We start from the raw sequence: 16,691 nt of genomic DNA, 5'->3' as shown, positions 1-16,691 counted from the left end.
GGTCCGCGGGATGGCCGGCCCGGCATCCACCGGCAGTACAACGGCCCCGACCAGGGCTTCAACGGCCGCGGGCCGGGGGGGGGGGGGCCCCGCCCCCCGGCCCCACCCCCCCGCGTCCCGACCTCCGGAGACTCCTTTGCAGACCAGACCCCTCGGCCGGACCGGCATCCAGGTCAGCACGTTCACCCTGGGCACGATGATGTTCGGGCCGTACGGCAACCCCGATCCCGACGCGTGCGTCCGCATCGTCCACCGCGCGCTCGACCACGGCATCACCACCATCGACACCGCCGACGTCTACGGCGGCGACGGCGAAAGCGAGCGGATCGTCGGGAAGGCCCTGCGCGGCCGTCGCGACGACGTCGTCCTCGCCACCAAGGGCAACGGCCCGATGGGCGCCGGCCCGAACGAGCGGGGCAACTCGCGGCGCTGGATCATCTCCGCCGTCGAAGGCTCCCTGCGCCGCCTCGGCGTCGACCACCTCGACCTCTACCAGCTCCACCACTCCGAACCCGGCACCGACATCGAGGAGCCACTGAGCGCCCTGACCGACCTGCTGCGTGCGGGCAAGGTCCGGGCCATCGGGCACTCCAACCTCCCGGCCTCCGACATCATCGAAGCGCAGTGGGTGGCGCAGCGACGTGGCCTGGCGCGGTTCCGCACCGAACAGCTGCACTACTCGCTCCTCGACCGCGGCGTGGAACGCGAGATCCTGCCGGTGTGCCGGCGCCACGGCCTCGGAGTGCTGGTGTGGAGCCCGTTGTCGATGGGACTGCTCACCGGCCGGCACCGCAAGAACGGCGGCGAACCGGCCTCGGCCGGCCGCCTGCACTGGGTGCCGCGGCACCTGACCGACGAACGCAAGCTCGACGCCGTCGAAGCCCTCCTCCCCCTGGCCGGCCAGGCGGGGATTCCCTTGCGGCACCTCGCCTTGGCGTTCGTCACCGCCCATCCCGCGGTCGCCTCGGCGATCATCGGCCCCCGCACCGAAGAGCAATTGGCCGACCTGCTAGCCGGCGCGGACACGGCCCTCGGCGACGACCTGCTCGACCGGATCGACACGATCGTCCCGCCCGGCACCGGCCTCGGGCCGATCGACGTGGCCTACGAGCCACCGCACCTCGCCCAGCCCCACCTGCGCCGGCGTCGCGGACCTACCGCGGCCGGAACGTCTTCCGGTACGCGCTCGGGCTGACCCGCACGGTCTGGGCGAACTGGACGCGGAAGTTGCTCGGCGACGGGAACCCGACCTGGCCGGCGATGCGGTCGATCGTGTGGTCGGTGAGCTCCAGCAGCTCCTGGGCGTGCCGGATGCGCACCCCGGTCAGCCACTGGATCGGGCTCTGCCCGGTCTCGGCGTGGAAGTGCCGGGTCAGCGTGCGGGTGCTCATGCCCGCGGCGTCGGCGATGTCGGCCAGGGTGAGCGGGCGGTGGGCGTTCTCCTCGATCCACACGAGCGCCTTCTCCAGCGTCGCGGTCTGGTACGTCGGGCGGTTGCGGAGGATGTACTGGCCCTGGCCGCCGGTGCGCTGCAACGGCGCGACGGCGAGCCGCGCGGCGTCGGCGGCGACCGCGGCGCCGTAGTCGCGCTCCACGATGTGCAGGCACATGTCCAGCCCCGCCGACGCGCCCGCGGAGGTCAGGATCTGCCCGTTGTCGACGTACAGCGCGTCCGGCTCGACCCGCACGGCCGGGTACCGGCGGGCCAGCTCGTCGGTGGCGAGCCAGTGCGTGGTCGCCCGCAGCCCGTCGAGCAGGCCGGCCTCGGCGAGGGTGAACGCCCCGACGCAGATCGAGGCGATTCGCGTTCCCCGCGCCACCGCGGCCCGCAGGAACTCGGCCACGCCCGCCGGGGTCGGCCGGTGCGGGTCGTTCCGCCCGGGGACGACGACGAGATCGGCTTGGGCGACCTCGTCGAGCCCCACCTCGACGCTGAGCCGCACCGGCCCGGCGTCGACCACCGGCTCCGGCCCGGCGACGACGACCCGGTACCCGCCGCGGCCGTCCGGCAGCCGGACCCGGCCGAGCAGCTCGATCGGGGTGGCCAGATCGAAGGCGATCGCATCGTCCAGGGCCAGCACCGCCACCGTGTACATGCCCTAAAAACTACGCCGCCCGCTCCGGTGGCCGAATACCGGCGTCCGGTATCAATGTGGTCAACCCAGGCTCACGTCCATCGAGCGGGCCGGGATGGCGTCCAGCGCGGCCAGCGTCTCGTCGTCGAGCTCGATGTCCGCGACGGCGAGGTTGGCTTCGAGGTGCGCCGCGCTCGCGGTGCCGGGGATGAGGTGGACGTTCGGGGCGCGGTGCAGCAGCCAGGCCAGGCCGATTTGCGCCGGGGTGTGACCGAGGGCCTGCGCGGCGGCCCGGACCGCGGGCTCGTCGGTCACCTTCGGCAGCCCGGGGAAATCGCCGCCCAGCGGGAAGAACGGCACCCAGGCGATGCCCTCCGCGAGGCACAGCTCGAGCAGGTCTTCGTCGTCGCGGCCGACGAGGCTGTAGGCGTTCTGCACGCAGGCGATCCCCGCCGGGAGCGCCCGGCGCAGGACGTCGAGGGTGACGGCGCTGAGGCCGATCGCGCCGATCTTGCCCTCGTCGCGCAGGGCGGTCAGCACCGCGAGCTGGTCGTCGAGGCCGACGAGCTGCGCACCCTCGGCGAGCACCCCGGGCCGCCGGTCCGCGCGGCGCAGGTTGACCAGCGGGATCCGGTCGAGCCCGAGCGCCCGGAGGTTGTCCTCGACGCTCGCGCGCAGCTCTTCGGGCCGCTGCGCCAGGCGGAGCGGGATCGGGCCGCCGGGGTCGGGGTCGGCGCCGACCTTGGTGGCGATCAGGAGGTCTTCGGCGGATCGGAGGACGTCGCGGATGACTCCGTTGACGAAGCCGTTGCCGTAGAACTGGGCGGTGTCGACGTGGTCGACGCCGAGCTCGACCGCGCGGCGCAGGAGGGCGACGGCCGCGGCGCGGTCGCCGTGCAGGCGCTCGAGCTGCATCGCGCCGTAGCCGACGCGGGAGACGGTGCGGCCGGCGAGCGCGCCTCGTGCGGTGGAAGACATGGGGATCCCCGTCCTCGTGCGATGATGGTGAAGCGGAGGAGCCTCCGCTCAAGCCGACCGTAGCACAACCGGAGGTGCCTCCGCTTTGTCTTCGCCCGAACCCGCCCGGCCGGTGCGCTCGGACGCGCGCCGCAACCGGGACAAGCTCGTCGCGGTGGCGCGCGCCGCGTTCGCGGCCGCCGACGGCACCGTCGCGCTCGAAGCCGTCGCCCGCGAGGCCGGCGTCGGGATCGGCACGCTCTACCGGCATTTCCCGACCCGTGAGGCGCTCGTCGAAGCCGTCTACGCGGCGGAACTCGACGACGTCACCGGCAGCGCCCCGGTCCTGCTCGCCGAACTCGCGCCGGAGAAAGCCCTCCGGGCCTGGATGAACCGCTATGCGGCGTTCGTGGCGACCAAGCGCGGCATGGCGGACATCCTCCGCGCGAGCGTGGCGTCGGGCCGCATCGCGACACCGGCGACGAGGCAGCGCATCACCGCCGCGATCGGGGCGATCCTCGACGCGGGCGCGAAGGCGGGCACGCTGCGCGCCGGCGTCGACCCGGAGGACGTGACCCTGCTCCTGCTGGGCACGTTCCTGTCCACGGCGGACGAGCGCGACCCCGAACGGACCGGCCGGATGCTCGACCTGATCGTCGACGCACTGCGCGTGAGCCGTCAGTGTCGCACGCCTGAGGTTCGTTGACAGTCTCCTGGCGGCGGCTGGTCCGATGCAGTGAATGACTCATTCCTGGCGTCGGACGCCAGGAATGAGTCATTCACTGCATCGCCGCGGCCGGAAATCCGTCCCCCGGGGGCGAGCAGGGCGCCCCACCTCAGTGGAGCGAAGCCGCCCTGAACTCTCAGGACGCGGAAACGGAATAGCTGTTGGAGGTGAAGTTCAACCCACCCGAAGACGACGTGATTTCGAAGCCGAACTGCACTTCGCCGAGGGTCACGTCCCCGAACCAGCCGCGGGCCTTGATCCAGTTCAGCACCGCGAGGACGTCGACGGTGCCGGCGTCGGTGTTCGACGTGCGCAGGAACGAGAACACCGCGTTCGAGCCGTTCGATCCCTTGTAGACGTCCCAGGTGTGGCCGCCGACGCTGACCGTCGTCTGCTTGCTGCCCAGCGGGCCGACCGCGCCCTGCTTGTTGACCCACAACATGATTTCGTAGGCGTTGTTGTTCGCCCAGATGTCATAGGCGGTCTCGTACGCGCCACTGCCCGGGCGGCTCACGTTGAAGCTGCTGGAAACCTGCCGCAACGAGCTGAGCGTCCGGCCGACGTTCTTCGCCGAATGCGGGTACGACTTGATCCCACCGGTGTTCGGGTGGTTCGCCCACACCCCCCAGTTGCTGTAGGAATTCGCCCAGATCGTCTGGGGACCGGCACCACTGCCCCAGACGTCGTTGCGGACGGTGTACCCGCCGTTGGACCAGGTCGCCCACTTGTCCGAAGACGACCAGGTGGCCGCTTCGGCCACTCCGGCGGTGGTCGCCACCACGGCGGCCGCGGTGAGCGAAACGAGCAGGGAACGCACGACGTTGTGCATGGGAATCGTCCTTACCGGTGATCGAACGGGAGGCCGTCCTGACTATTACAGGCCACTTGTCCACCGGTCAAGATTCTGTCCGTGATTTGCCGACATGCCACCCACTCGAACAATGACATCGATGATTTCAATACCTACGCCCGTCGATTTGGTCGAATAAACCGGCGCATTACCCGCCCTGCGCGATCCGGCGTTCGGCGTCGCCGGCGAGCACGAGGTAGGCGGCGGCCGTCCACGTGTAGGCACGGTCGCGCAGGCCGTCCCCGGTCAGCGCGTCGAAGTTCTCGGCGAACCCGGACTTCTCGCACACCGCACGGAACCGGGCGCTGACGCGGTCGGCGAACTCGGCCGCGCCGGCGCGGCGGAGGCCGTCTTCGATCAGCACGGTGACGGGCGCCCACACCGGACCGCGCCAGTAGCCGTCCGGCTCGTAGAACGCCGACGCCGGCCGCTCGGTCGCCAGGCCGACGCCGGTGAGGTGCGTCTCCAGCCCGGCCACGACCTTGTCCCGGACGTCCGGCGGCAGGTGCTCGCCGAGCACGATCGGCATCAGCTCCAGCAGGCTCGCCCCGGAGTGCACCGCTCCGGTGGCAGCCGTGCGGCTGACGAACTTCGTGCCGTCCCACAGCTCGCCGAGCAGCGCCGCCAGCATGCTTTCCGCTTCGGCGTCCCACCGCGCGGCCGCGGCGGGATCCCCCTCCCCGGCGGCGAGCAGGGCCAGTTCCTTCAGCTGCAGCACCAGGAACGCGGCGAGGTCCGGGGTCTGCACGAGCCGCTGCTCGGCGAACGGCGTCGCGTTGTCCCAGCCGCTGTCGTTGCCGTGCTCGTAGTGGGCGAGCGGCCCGCCCGGCACGCGGCGGTGTTCGAGCCAGAAGGTCGTCCACGCCGCCAGCTGCCGGTAGGCGAGCCCGGTTTCGGGCAGGCCACCGGGAAGGCGGCCGCGCAGGCGGCTCAGCGCCCAGCCGTGGATGGGCGGTTTGACGAAGTTGCGCAGCACCTCGGCGTGGGTGATCGAGTCGGGCAGCGCGCCCCGGTCGTCCTGGTGGTCGAAGACGACCTGGACCTGGTCCCAGGCCAGCTCCGGCCGGCCGCCGGCCAGCGCGAGCGCGTTGAAGCAGTGGTCCCAGCTCCACACCTTGTCCATCCAGTGCTTCGACATCAGCACGGCCGGGCGGCCGACGAACCCGGCCGGGGCCACGATGGCCGACCAGAGCACGTAACAGGCGAGCTCGGCCGCCGGCGTGCGCTCACCGCGCCACGGCGCGACCGCGTCGGCGAAGGTGGTGAACCCGGCCTCGGCGGCGGCGACCACGCCGTCGAACGCCGGTGCCGGCGAGTACGGCTCGCGGGCGCCGGGGAGTTCCTCGATCGCCACCTCCCAGGTGTCGCCGCTGACGACGACCGCCCGCTCGGCCGTGCCGAGCGCTTCGGCGCCGATGTGCCGTACGTGTCCGGAAAGGACGGTGACGCGGTAGCGGTGCCCGGTTTCGTAGGAGGTGAACACGGCCGCGCCGTCGACCGGATCGGCGAAGAAGTAGGTGCCGGTGAACGGGGTCAGCGTGGGCTCCGCCGCGCGGATCCGCAAGCTCAGGCCGCGCCCGGCGATCCGGAGCGCGTCCGGCGCCGCGAACGCCGCCGTGATCCGCTCCTCGCCGGCCCCCCAGGTGAGCGCGGACGGCGTGGCGCCGGCCGGGACCGCCGCCCGCTCCCCGCCGCGTTCGGGGACCAGCGCCAGGACGGCGTGCATGCCGTGGCGGTGGGACACCAGGTGCAGGTCGTCGGCGTAGGTGGCCTGGGCCACCACCGGGGAGACGTCGAACCACGATCCCGGGTGGCTGAACGGAATTTCCCGCAGCGAGAATTCGCCCGTGGGCACAGGGTTCGTCCTTTCGGGAGAGGGGCTCAGTCCTTGACGGCGCCCGCGGTGACGCCGGCGGCGACGAACCGCTGCGCCAGCACGAGGAGCACGGCGGCCGGGACGGAGGCGACCACCGCCGTGGCCATGATGGAGTTCCACTCCTGGTTGTTGTTGCCGATGTAGCGGTAGATACCCAGGGTCAGCGGCCGCAGCGAACCGCCGCCGTCGAGCGTCGCCGCGAAGACGAAGTCCGACCAGGCCCACAGGAACGAAAACAGCCCGGCCGTGACGACCCCGTTGCGGCTCGCGGGCAGCACCACCGACCAGAACGCGCGCACCGCGCCCGCGCCGTCGATCGTGGCCGCCTGGACGAGCTCGTCCGGCACCGAAGCCATGAACGAGGTGAGGATCAGCACGGCGAACGGCACCGCGATCGTCGAATCGGCGAGGACCAGGCCCCAGGCGGTGTTGGTGATGCCCAGCGAGACATAAATGCCGTAGAAGCCCAGCGCCATGATGATGCCGGGGATCATCTGGGCGACGAGCAGCACGAACCCGAGCGCCCGGTGCCCGCGCGGGCGCAGCTTGGCCAGCGCGTACGCCGACGGCGCGGCCAGGGCCAGCGTCAGCGCGACGGTGCCGAGCGCGACGAGCAGGCTGGTGGCGAAGTACGGGAGCTGCTCGCGCAGGACCCGCTCGTAGCCTTCGAACGTCGGCGCGGCGGGGAACCAGTCGGGCGGCGACTTGCGCATCCGCCCGGCCGGGGTCAGCGACACGTTGACCATCCAGTAGACGGGGAACAGCATCACGGCGGTGAGGACCAGCCCCACCGCGGTGCGCCAGCGGCGGATCACGGCTCCTCCTGCCTGCGCTGCGCGCGGATGTAGAGCAGGCCCGCGACCAGGGCCAGCAGGATGAGCACGTTGCCCACGGCCGCGCTGGGCCCGAACCGCGGCAGCATGCTGCCGAACCCGAGCTGGTAGGACCAGGTGGCCAGGGTGGTCGACGACCCGCCGGGCCCGCCCTTGGTCATGATCCAGATGACGTCGAACACCTTGAGCGTGTAGACCAGCCCCAGCAGCAGGGTGATCGCCGAAACCGGGCGCAGCAGCGGGAAGGTGACGTGCCGGAACCGCTGCCACGCCCCGGCGCCGTCGAGCGACGCCGCCTCGTACACCTCGGCCGGGATGTTCTGCAGGCCGCTGTGCAGCACGACGAGGTTGAACGGCACGCCGATCCAGATGTTGGCGATGATCACCGAGACCAGCGACCACGACGGCGACGTCAGCCAGTCGATCCGGCCGGCGCCGAACCAGCCCAGCACGGAGTTGACCACCCCGGACTCGCTGTTGAGCAGCCACGCCCAGGTCGATCCCGAGACGATCAGCGGCAGCAGCCAGGGCACGAGGAACAGCGCGCGCAGTGTCGGACCCAGCCGGAAGTGGCGGGCGAAGAACACCGCCAGTGCCAAGCCGAAGCCGTACTGGAACAGCAGCGACGCGGCCGTGAAGACGAGCGTGTCGAGCAGGGCGGTGCGGAAGGTCGGATCGGCGAACACGGTTGCGTAGTTGTCGAACCAGACCAGCGGCGCCCCGCCGTGGACGAAGGTGCGGACCGTGTAGCTGCGCAGGCTGAGATCGACGTTCGTCACCAGCGGATAGCCGTAGCAGAGCACGAGGTAGGCGACGAGCGGGGCGAGGAACGCCCACGCGAGCAGCTGCGGCCGGCGGCGGCCCGTCCGCCCGGGCGCTCGCGCGGCCGGACGGACGGTCACCGGTTCACGGGTGTCCTGCACGAGCAGGCCTACTTCGCCGACGCGGCGGTCGCCTGCGCGGCCGCGAGCGCGGCGTCCGGGGCCTTCGCGCCGGTGAGCGCGGCCTGCACGGCACCCCAGAGCGGTTCGGAGATCCGCGGGTACCGGGTGCCGAGGTTGTCGCCGGTGCGGCCCTTCGCGACCTTGACCGCGTCGACCCACACCTTCAGCTCCGGCTGGGCGGCGACCTGCTTCTCCTGCACGGACGGCACGGCGGAGACGTAGGTCAGCGCGGTGTCGGAGTCGAGGACGTTGGCCGGGCTGGTCAGGCAGGACGCGATCTTGCCCGCGGTCTTCTCGGCGTCCGGGCTGCTCTGGACGGGCACGGTGACGAACTCGCCGCCGGTCGGCGCCGGGGCCGCTCCCCCGGCGCGCGCCGGGATCGGGAGGACGCCGTAGTCGAAGCCCGCCTTCTTCGCGTTCTGCAGCTGCCAGGTGCCGTTCTCGGCGAAGGCGTAGTCGCCCGTCGCGAACTCCTGCCAGCTGGTGGTCTGCGTGTTGCCGACCACCGAGTTCGGGGCGTACCCCTTGTCCAGCCACGACTTCCACTGCGCGAGCGCCGAGACCGCGCCGGCCGAAGCGAGGTCGGTCAGGTTCGCGCCCGAGCCCCAGAACCACGGCAGGAACTGGAAGCTGCCCTCTTCGGTGCCGATGGCGGAGAACGTGATGCCCTTCTTGCCCGCGGCGTGCACCTTGGCCAGCGCGGCCTCGAGCGAGGCCCAGTCGCGCACGGACGCCGGGTCGACACCCGCCCCGGTCAGCACGGCCTTGTTGTAGTAGAGGGCCAGCGTGTTCGCCCCGATCGGGACGCCGTACACCTGGCCCTTGACGTCGGCGGCGGCGAGCAGGTTCGGGGCGGCCTGCGCGGCGTCGAGCCCGGTGTCCGCATTGGACTTGAGCACCCCGCCCTCGGCCAGGGTGGACACGACCGGGTTGTCGACCACGAGGACGTTCGGCGCGGTGTTCTGCTGGGCGGCGAGCAGCACCTTGTTGGTGAGGTCGGTCGTGTCGAACGCCTGCCGCGCGATCTTGACCCCGGCGTCGGCGCCGCACTTGTCGACGACCTTCGCCCAGGCGGAGCTCGCGTCGAATTGGGGATAGGGGTCCCAGACGGTGAACGCGCCGCCGGCGCCGGTGCCGCCCGTTCCCCCGCTGGGGGCCGTCCCGGAGGAGCAGGCGGCCAGTGTCGTCGCGGCGACGGCCACCGACAGCAACCGGATGATCGGGTGACGCTTCATGGAGGGTCCTTCCTGTCGGCACCAGCGACGACCTGGAGGCGGTCGGTCCATCATCGAACCGGTTCGACGATGGAGGCCGCGTCACCGTAAACCCCGCGAGCACTCCTGCGCAATACTGCGTGTACTACGATCGAACCGGTTCTGGAAAACGGTCAGGAGTCGCATGAACATCGGGGAGATCGCGCGCCGCGCCGGGGTTTCGCGCAGCACCGTGTCCTACGCCCTCAGCGGCAAGCGACCGGTCTCGGCGGCCACCGTGCAGCGCATCAACGACGTCATCGCCGAACTCGGCTACCGGCCCAACGCCAGCGCCCGCGCCCTGGCCGAAGGCCGCACACGCACGCTGGGCCTGGTCGTGCCGCCGGCCAGCCGCCGGTTGACCGACGTCCAGCTGGGGTTCGTCGGCAGCGTCGTCGACGCGGCCGCCGCCCACGACCTCGACGTCCTGCTCTCCCCCAGCGGCGGCGACCACGACCGGTCGTTCGAGCGCATCGTGACCGGGCGGCGGGTCGACGGCGTGATCCTGATGGAGATCCTCCTCGAAGACCCGCGGGTCGAGCGGCTGAGCCAGGCGAGCCTGCCGTTCGTGACGATCGGCCACGTCGAGCACCCCGGGGCGTCCTGGTGGGTCGACGTCGACTACGGCGCGCTGATCACGCGCTGCGTGCACCACCTGGCGGACCTCGGCCACGAAGAGGTGGTACTCATCAACCGTTCGGCCGAGCTCGTCGCGGCGGGCTACGGTCCCGCCCTGCGCTCGGCGACCGGGTTCCTCGACGCCACCGCGGCACGGGGGCTGACGGCGCGAACGGTGTGCTGCGCGGACGAAGCGGCCGCGGGCCTGGCCTGCTTCGAGCAGATCCGGACGCAGTGGCCTTCGGTGACGGCGGCGGTGACGATCAACGAAGCGGCCCTGCCGGGCGTCCAGCGCGCGCTGCACCGGGCGGGCCTGGAGGTCCCGCGCGACTTTTCGCTGACGGGGGTGATCGCCGAGCGCCTGGCCGAAGACTTCCACCCCCCGCTGACGGCGGCGGACGTGCCCGCGGTGGAACTGGGACGGCTGGCGGTGGACCTGCTGCTGGCCCAGATCGCGGACGCCGGCGCGGAACCCCGGCACGCGCTGCTGGAGCCACCGATCTCGCTGCGGTCGAGCACGGGCGCCCGGCGCCACGGCTGATCGCCGGCGCCTGCCGGTCGAACCGGTTCGACCGGCTCCGCCCCCCGGTTTCGAGCTGCCGCACGGCGGGAAGTTCGGAATCCGGAGGGGGAAGACCCGAGTAGCGGAGAGGCCTCGATGTCACCCCTCGACCACCTGATCGTCACCGTCATCGGCCGCCGCCGGGCCGAGGCCCAGGAGCCGGACCCCGCTCCGGCACCGGTCCGCGGCGGCACCGGCCGGACGCCCCCGCAGCCCACGCCCGGCCGTCGCCGCGCGGCCTCCGGTACGACGTAGCAGCGGCCGCGGTTTCAGCGGGCGAACACCTTCAGGTCGATCGAATCGCCGAGGATCCGGTCGCCTGCCGCATTGGGGTGGTAGCAGTCGGTGCGCCAGTCCGCGCGGATGACCGTCGGGTCGGCCGGGTCGCGCAGCACGGCGTCGAAGTCGAGCACCGCGTCGAACGTCCCGGACGTCCGGATCCAGGCGTCGACCGCGAGCCGCGCCTGTTCCTTCGCGCTGCCGGCCGCGTTGCACATCGGCAGGATCGTCGCGCCGACGATCCGGTGGCCCGCCGCGTGCACCCGCCCGGCGATGGTGCGCATGGCGTCGATGACCTGCGCGGCCGGGGCCGGGGGTGCGTTGTCGCCGCCGCCGAGGTCGTTCGTCCCCTCCAGGAGCAGGACGTACCGCACGCCGGGCAGCGAAAGCACGTCCCGGTCGAGCCGCACCGGCGCGGGCGGCCCGCAGCACTGGCCGGTGGGGTCGTACGGGTTCGGCTGGACGCTGACGGTGTTGCCGCTGATGCCCGCGTTGGCCACCGACAGCCGCCGCCACGGCGGGAGCGTCTCCATGCGCTCGGCGAGCACGTCGGTCCAGCGCGGACCGCCGCCGAAGGCGTTGTAGCCGTCGGTGATCGAGTCGCCGAGGGCGACGATCGTGCCGCGGGCGGGTGACACGGCGCTGATCGCGTCCGTCCACCACAGCACGCCGGGCGCGAAGGGGCCGTACGCACTCCCCGACTCGTCCGCTCCGGCGTCACCGGGCCCGGCCGAAGTGAACGACCCGGGCGTGTCCGTCGCCGGCGGCGGGAAGGTGTGGTCGTCGACCGGCGCACCCGGCGCGTAGACGCTCACCGCGACGTGGTCGCCGCGCCGGACCGGCAACGGCAGCGGGTCGGTCCACACGCTGGCGCCCGGCGGGATCGTCACGGTGTGCCGGAAGCCGAAGGTGGCCCGGTGGTTCGATCCCGGCGCGAGCGCGGGCGAATTCGTCGACGGCTGCCGCCCGGCCCACACCGACCGCACGGTCATCGCGGTGGCGCCGAAGGGGTTGCTCAGCCGCACCCGCAGCGCCGTCCCGGCGGCGGTCACGGTGAGCACGTTGCGGATGGTGACGTCGGGGGCGGTGCCGTGCACGCCTTCGAGCGAGGACTCGGTCAAGGTCACCCAACCCGGTGGGGCCCCGCCCGAGGGCGCGGCTTCCGCTGTCGCCGGAGCCAGCAGCGAAGCGGAAACGGCCAGGACCACAGCGGTTCGGCGGAAGCGCATCCGAAACGTCCTTTCCGGTGCTCAGGCGACGACCGGCCAGCCGGCCGCGTCGTAGGTCAAGCGGTTAATACCCAGCCGGGACGAGCAGAACGCCGCCGTTGCCGGCGAGGACCGCCTGGTGGCCCGGCCGGTGGATGCTGCCGTGGCCGGCCAGGATTTCGGTACCGCCGCCGGAGTTCATCGCCACGCCGTTGCGGTCGGCGTGGGGCCCGGTGAGGCTGGTGGACCGGCCGACCATAACCCGGTGTCCTGGCGCAGCCCGGTCGCCGGGTTCAGCCGGATCAGCTTGATCCCCGACCAGAACGACCCGAAGTCCAGCCACCACCGACCCTGGCGGCGATCGCCGCCGGTGTAGGCGGTGGTCCAGGGCGCGCCGCCGGGGAACGCCGAACCGGCGCCCGAGAAGGCGATGCGGTCGGTGGAGGTCTAAAAGACGCTCGAGCGGACGACATGCTGCCTCCAACCGGGTCATGCCCAGGACAACACTTTCCGCTGGAGCGCTCTCCACCGAGCGTAACGCAGCATTCCCGGTCCCGGCAAGACAATCGGGAAAGCGCTATCACGCGCCCGGCGGTCGGCCGGGCGCGTGATAGGGGTTCGGGTCAGGAAGCCCACGGTGAGCTGACGAGCCAGCTCACGTCGTCACTGTAGGCGTTGGCGTTGTCGAAGGTGTTCGGACCGCCGTCGGCGGCGATGTAGACGATGTTGTCGTAGTGGCGGACGTACCGGTCGGCGAAGTTGAGCGATCTGAGCGAGGCACCTTGGCCGTTGTGGCCGGCCTCCGGGCAGAAGGTCGCGTCCTGGGCGAACAGCGAGCTCCCGTCGTTGGCCTGCAGGTACAGCCGGTAGTTCTGGTGCCGCAGGTACTGCCCGGCCACGTTCTTCGACTCGAACGACACGCACGAGCCGCTGCCGAGCCCGGTCCGGACGGTCCAGGACGCGTTGCCCTTTTCGGTGGCCGAGCTGCCGCTGCCGATCACCGCGGTGTCCACAGTGGATCCCGTGTGGTGGATGTAGCGGTCGGTGCAGCAGGCGGTGGTGGCCCGCAGCGAGACGGACGTGCCCGGCGTCAGCCCGGTGCCTACGGAACTCGTGGCGTAGCCGGCCGCGGTGATGTTGGCCTGCACCGCGTTTTCGGTGGCTTCCGACGGGTAACCGGACGTCATCACGCCTTCGTAGAAGGTGCCGCGGGCGCCGACGCTGTTGTCGCCGCCGATGCCCAGGATGATGGCCCCTTCCTTCTTCATCGGGTTGTAGCCCGACACGTTCGGGCGCACGCCGTCGTAGAAGGTCGACACGCCGCCGGACTGGGCGTTGCCACCGCGGATGGCCCACCGGTTCTGGCCACCCTTGATGATCGCCGTCAGGAAGCGGTGGCTGATGCTCGGGTCGTTGGCGTTGTAGTGCTGGTTGACCCCGGAGAACAGGCCGTTCTCCAGATCGGCCATGATCCACGGGCCGTTGCCGGCGCCGTAGCCCCAGACCTTGATGTTGCCGAAGTAGATGGCCTCCATCGTGCCGTTGCCGTTGTCCCGGCTGTTGCGCTCGGCGTTGCCGTAGTCGAAGCAGCAACCGCCGTTGTAGTGCGTACCGTCGAAGATCGCGTACATGCCCTCCGGCTGATCACCGGTCGCGATACCGTTGGTGTTGTTGTTGCGGTAGCCGGTTCCCGGGGCCACGTAGACGCCGTAGGCCTTGTGGCCGCCCACGGTGATCGGTGCCGCGGTGGCGTTGGCGAGGTTGTCGTACCCGCCCGCGGCCGGACCCTGGAACCCACCCGGCGGCGCCTGCGTGAGGCGGTTGTTCCGGCCGGACTGGTCGTAGATGACGGTGATCAGGCAGGTGGTTCCGGCACAGAACGAATCCTGCGTCGCGGCGTTGGCGACGCCGCCCGCGGCCAAGGGGGCGATGTCGCGCGTGGCGCTGTCCGACGCGCGCCTGACCTGGTACAGCGGACCGGTGTAGGCGCCGTACAGTGCCCGGGTCGTGGAATGCGCGGCGACGCAGGGCGTGCCGCCTGCGGCGTAGATGTCGCACGGCCCCTGGGTGGCCGCCTGGGACGTACCGCCACCGGCGAGCAGGCCGGTGACGAGCGTGCCGGCGACGATCAGGGCCTGCGCGACGGGGTGCTTACGGACATATCTCGGCTGTCGTGCCATGAATGATCTCCCGCTGGAGTACGGAAATCGTCGAATCGACAGATGCGCGGGCCGGCGTCATTGCCAACCTCCTCCTCGATCACCGACACGCAGGAACGGCACAAGCGGAGCGATTGTGAGCGCTAACATAACGCTCGCGCCGATGGAGTGCAATGGCCGGTTTCTCGCCGCGGACGGAACCAGAGACCACCGGATCCGTTGGCGCTCTTGCCCTCCGCGCCGGTCGTCGCCGCAACTCGTGCCCGCCGGGCGGTGCGGTAAGAGTTCGGTAATCGCCGGGCGGACCGGATCACCGCTACCGTCAGCCGATGCTTCGCTCTCGATGGTCGCGCGCCGCGGGCTACGCCGCGCCCGGGCTCGTGCTGGCCGGATTCGGCTTGGCGCACCCGCTCGCACTGAGCCCGGCGAGTGCCCCGTGGTGGACCTCGCTGCACGTCGTCCTGCTGCCGGTGTTCCCCCTGCTCGCGGTGGCGCAGTGGCTGCTGCTCTCCTCCGCACCGGCGGCACTCCGCCGCCCGGGCCGGCTCGCGGCGTTCGGGTTCGCGGCCTTTTACGGCGGGCTCGACGCCGTGGCGGGCATCGCGGCCGGAACCGTGGTCCACGCCGAGCACGCGGTCACCCCGGTGACCGGAGCGGTGTTCGGCATCGGCGACAGTCTCGGCCACACCGGCGCACTGTGCTTTCTCGCGGCCAACGTCCTGATCGTCGCGGAGGTCGCGCGGGAAGCGGCGTGGCGGGCGGCACCGGGGGCCGCGCTGCTGCTGGCCGCAAGCGTTTCCTTCTACGACAGCCACATCTTCTGGCCGCGGGGCGTGCTGACGATGCTCGCGGTCGCGGCGGGGATGTTCCTGCTCGCCGCGGTCCGGGAACCGTTGCCCGCACGGACATCCGGCTTGCCGGACCGCTCTTAGGCCGGCGTCACGCGCCCGCCGCCTTGGCCGCGTCGTAGCGGGCCTGAGCCGCCATCACGTCGGGCACGCTCGCCTCGAGGACCTCGATCAGTCCCATCAGCCGCCGCGCGACCTCCTGCCCGGCGGGGGTCAGGCTGTACTCGACGTGCGGCGGGATCGTCGGACGCGCCTCCCGGTGCACGAAGCCGTCGCGCTCGAGGGCCTGCAGCGTCTGGGCGAGCATCTTCTCGCTGACCCCCTCCACCCGGCGGCGCAGGGCGTTGAACCGGAACACCCCGTCGTGGAGCGCGACGAGGGCCAGCGCGCCCCACCGGCCCGTGACGTGGTCCAGCACCGCCCGGGACGCACACGCGGCACTGAACACGTCGGCCACCAGCGCCTCGTGCTCGGCGTCGGTCACGCCGTCACCTTGTCGTCCATCCACACCTCGATACTACCCAAGAGTTAGCACGATGGATGTGACAGCACTAACAATGAGTTGGTACTTTCTAAAAGTTAGTACATGCTCCAGGAGACCAGGTACTTGAACCTTCAAGGAGTCCTCATGATCGTCGTCACCGGTGCCACCGGCCACCTCGGCCGCCTCGTCGTCGAAGGCCTGCTCGAGAAGGTGCCCGCCGACCAGGTCGTCGCCGCGGTCCGCACCCCGGAGAAGGCCGCCGACCTGGCCGAACGCGGCGTCGACGTCCGTCACGCGGACTACACCGACCCCGAAAGCCTGGTCACCGCGTTCAAGGACGCCGACAAGGTGCTGCTGGTCTCCAGCAGCGAGGTCGGCCAACGCGTCGCGCAGCACCAGGCGGTCATCGAAGCGGCGAAGCAGGCCGGTGTCCGCCACCTCGTCTACACCAGCGCATCCCGGGCGACGACGTCGAAGCTCGCGGTGGCCCCGGAGCACAAGGTGACCGAGGAACTCATCGAGGCCTCCGGCCTGACCGCCACGATCCTGCGCAACAACTGGTACAACGAGAACTACGCCGACACGATCAAGCAGGCTGCCCGGACCGGCAGCTTCGTGGGCAGTGCCGGTGACGGCCGCGTCGCCAGCGCCACCCGGGCCGACTACGCCGCCGCCGCGGTCGCGGTGCTGACCGGCGAGGGCCACGAGGGCAAGATCTACGAGCTCGCCGGCGACGTCACCTGGACGAACGCGGACCTCGCCGCCGAGATCGGCAAGGCCGCCGGCCGGGAGGTCACCTACACCGACCTGCCGGCCGACGAGCACGCCAAGGTCCTCACCCAGGCCGGCCTGCCGGAGCCGCTCGTCGGCTTCATCGTGGCGATCGACGGCGACATCAAGGACGGCTTGCTCGCCGAGACCACGACCGACCTGCGCACTCTGACCGGCCGCCCCAGCACGCCGATCGGCGTGACCGTGGCCGAGGTCGTCGGCACGCTCTGAACCACGCCGCGGTGGG

17 protein-coding genes are annotated in these 16,691 nt (G+C 71.5%); 6 read left to right on the top strand and 11 right to left on the bottom strand.

Annotation, left to right across the window (positions count from 1 at the left end; genetic code table 11):
* The first annotated feature begins 136 nt into the window (after positions 1-136).
* A complete protein-coding gene (locus ISP_RS16170) occupies positions 137-1,195 on the top strand; it encodes an aldo/keto reductase (RefSeq protein ID WP_013224942.1) in 1,059 nt (352 codons plus the stop codon).
* On the opposite strand, the gene ISP_RS16165 is transcribed toward ISP_RS16170, so the two are convergent.
* Together ISP_RS16165 and ISP_RS16160 are read right to left on the bottom strand one after the other, a co-directional pair.
* Positions 1,155-2,096, bottom strand: coding sequence for a GlxA family transcriptional regulator (locus ISP_RS16165; protein ID WP_013224941.1), 942 nt, complete (start codon positions 2,094-2,096; stop codon positions 1,155-1,157). The two genes, ISP_RS16170 and ISP_RS16165, sit on opposite strands and share 41 nt — an antisense overlap.
* A 60-nt stretch (positions 2,097-2,156) precedes the next feature.
* Positions 2,157-3,053 carry an aldo/keto reductase gene (locus ISP_RS16160; protein WP_013224940.1) on the bottom strand — a complete coding sequence of 299 codons (897 nt, stop codon included), beginning with the start codon at positions 3,051-3,053 and terminating at the stop codon, positions 2,157-2,159.
* An 85-nt stretch (positions 3,054-3,138) separates the two neighbouring features.
* On the opposite strand from ISP_RS16160, the gene ISP_RS16155 reads away from it, so the two are divergent.
* Positions 3,139-3,738 carry a TetR/AcrR family transcriptional regulator gene (locus ISP_RS16155; RefSeq protein WP_013224939.1) on the top strand — a complete coding sequence of 200 codons (600 nt, stop codon included), beginning with the start codon at positions 3,139-3,141 and terminating at the stop codon, positions 3,736-3,738.
* Between the two features lie 157 nt (positions 3,739-3,895).
* Here the strand turns inward: ISP_RS16155 and ISP_RS16150 are convergent, their stop codons facing one another.
* The 5 genes from ISP_RS16150 to ISP_RS16130 form a co-directional block, all read right to left on the bottom strand.
* Positions 3,896-4,588: a glycoside hydrolase family 12 protein gene (locus ISP_RS16150; protein ID WP_013224938.1), complete on the bottom strand. Its 693-nt coding sequence runs from the start codon at positions 4,586-4,588 to the stop codon at positions 3,896-3,898.
* 169 nt (positions 4,589-4,757) lie between these two features.
* Complete coding sequence (locus tag ISP_RS16145; RefSeq protein WP_013224937.1) at positions 4,758-6,464, bottom strand: MGH1-like glycoside hydrolase domain-containing protein; 1,707 nt, start codon at positions 6,462-6,464, stop codon at positions 4,758-4,760.
* Positions 6,465-6,490: 26 nt separating this feature from the next.
* On the bottom strand, positions 6,491-7,300 hold the full coding sequence (locus ISP_RS16140; RefSeq protein WP_013224936.1) for a carbohydrate ABC transporter permease: 810 nt from the start codon (positions 7,298-7,300) through the stop codon (positions 6,491-6,493).
* A complete protein-coding gene (locus ISP_RS16135; RefSeq protein WP_013224935.1) occupies positions 7,297-8,241 on the bottom strand; it encodes a carbohydrate ABC transporter permease in 945 nt (314 codons plus the stop codon). The genes ISP_RS16140 and ISP_RS16135 overlap by 4 nt, the downstream gene beginning before the upstream one ends.
* An 8-nt stretch (positions 8,242-8,249) precedes the next feature.
* Positions 8,250-9,497, bottom strand: coding sequence for a sugar ABC transporter substrate-binding protein (locus ISP_RS16130; RefSeq protein ID WP_013224934.1), 1,248 nt, complete (start codon positions 9,495-9,497; stop codon positions 8,250-8,252).
* Positions 9,498-9,660: 163 nt separating this feature from the next.
* On the opposite strand from ISP_RS16130, the gene ISP_RS16125 reads away from it, so the two are divergent.
* The gene (locus ISP_RS16125; RefSeq protein ID WP_013224933.1) at positions 9,661-10,674 is read left to right on the top strand and encodes a LacI family DNA-binding transcriptional regulator; all 1,014 of its coding nucleotides are present in this window, start codon (positions 9,661-9,663) and stop codon (positions 10,672-10,674) included.
* A 117-nt stretch (positions 10,675-10,791) separates the two neighbouring features.
* A complete protein-coding gene (locus tag ISP_RS16120) occupies positions 10,792-10,950 on the top strand; it encodes a hypothetical protein (RefSeq protein ID WP_014466916.1) in 159 nt (52 codons plus the stop codon).
* Between the two features lie 14 nt (positions 10,951-10,964).
* On the opposite strand, the gene ISP_RS16115 is transcribed toward ISP_RS16120, so the two are convergent.
* From ISP_RS16115 to ISP_RS16105, 3 genes are all read right to left on the bottom strand, one after another.
* Positions 10,965-12,203, bottom strand: coding sequence for a GDSL-type esterase/lipase family protein (locus tag ISP_RS16115; RefSeq protein ID WP_013224932.1), 1,239 nt, complete (start codon positions 12,201-12,203; stop codon positions 10,965-10,967).
* Positions 12,204-12,267: 64 nt separating this feature from the next.
* Positions 12,268-12,441, bottom strand: coding sequence for an arabinan endo-1,5-alpha-L-arabinosidase (locus tag ISP_RS16110; protein WP_014466915.1), 174 nt, complete (start codon positions 12,439-12,441; stop codon positions 12,268-12,270).
* Positions 12,442-12,805: 364 nt separating this feature from the next.
* Complete coding sequence (locus ISP_RS16105) at positions 12,806-14,362, bottom strand: alpha-L-arabinofuranosidase B (protein WP_013224931.1); 1,557 nt, start codon at positions 14,360-14,362, stop codon at positions 12,806-12,808.
* Positions 14,363-14,670: 308 nt separating this feature from the next.
* Here ISP_RS16105 and ISP_RS16100 point away from each other — a divergent pair, with 308 nt between their 5' ends.
* Positions 14,671-15,273, top strand: coding sequence for a hypothetical protein (locus ISP_RS16100; protein ID WP_013224930.1), 603 nt, complete (start codon positions 14,671-14,673; stop codon positions 15,271-15,273).
* Between the two features lie 7 nt (positions 15,274-15,280).
* Here the strand turns inward: ISP_RS16100 and ISP_RS16095 are convergent, their stop codons facing one another.
* Positions 15,281-15,673, bottom strand: a complete 393-nt coding sequence (locus ISP_RS16095; RefSeq protein WP_013224929.1) for a winged helix-turn-helix transcriptional regulator — start codon at positions 15,671-15,673, stop codon at positions 15,281-15,283.
* Between the two features lie 144 nt (positions 15,674-15,817).
* Between ISP_RS16095 and ISP_RS16090 the strand changes: the two genes are divergently transcribed.
* A complete protein-coding gene (locus tag ISP_RS16090) occupies positions 15,818-16,675 on the top strand; it encodes an SDR family oxidoreductase (RefSeq protein WP_013224928.1) in 858 nt (285 codons plus the stop codon).
* Positions 16,676-16,691 lie beyond the last annotated feature (16 nt).

The organism is Amycolatopsis mediterranei (assembly GCF_026017845.1).
GTDB classification, from domain to species: Bacteria; Actinomycetota; Actinomycetes; order Mycobacteriales; family Pseudonocardiaceae; genus Amycolatopsis; species Amycolatopsis mediterranei.
This window is presented reverse-complemented; position numbering and strand designations above follow the sequence as displayed.

Coding starts and splice junctions, on each gene's coding strand:
- ISP_RS16110 (WP_014466915.1), bottom strand. CDS start 12,441: ATGGTCGGCCGGTCCACCAGCCTCACCGGGCCCCACGCCGACCGCAAC.
- ISP_RS16105 (WP_013224931.1), bottom strand. CDS start 14,362: ATGGCACGACAGCCGAGATATGTCCGTAAGCACCCCGTCGCGCAGGCC.
- ISP_RS16125 (WP_013224933.1), top strand. CDS start 9,661: ATGAACATCGGGGAGATCGCGCGCCGCGCCGGGGTTTCGCGCAGCACC.
- ISP_RS16160 (WP_013224940.1), bottom strand. CDS start 3,053: ATGTCTTCCACCGCACGAGGCGCGCTCGCCGGCCGCACCGTCTCCCGC.
- ISP_RS16100 (WP_013224930.1), top strand. CDS start 14,671: ATGCTTCGCTCTCGATGGTCGCGCGCCGCGGGCTACGCCGCGCCCGGG.
- ISP_RS16090 (WP_013224928.1), top strand. CDS start 15,818: ATGATCGTCGTCACCGGTGCCACCGGCCACCTCGGCCGCCTCGTCGTC.
- ISP_RS16115 (WP_013224932.1), bottom strand. CDS start 12,203: ATGCGCTTCCGCCGAACCGCTGTGGTCCTGGCCGTTTCCGCTTCGCTG.
- ISP_RS16165 (WP_013224941.1), bottom strand. CDS start 2,096: ATGTACACGGTGGCGGTGCTGGCCCTGGACGATGCGATCGCCTTCGAT.
- ISP_RS16150 (WP_013224938.1), bottom strand. CDS start 4,588: ATGCACAACGTCGTGCGTTCCCTGCTCGTTTCGCTCACCGCGGCCGCC.
- ISP_RS16120 (WP_014466916.1), top strand. CDS start 10,792: ATGTCACCCCTCGACCACCTGATCGTCACCGTCATCGGCCGCCGCCGG.
- ISP_RS16130 (WP_013224934.1), bottom strand. CDS start 9,497: ATGAAGCGTCACCCGATCATCCGGTTGCTGTCGGTGGCCGTCGCCGCG.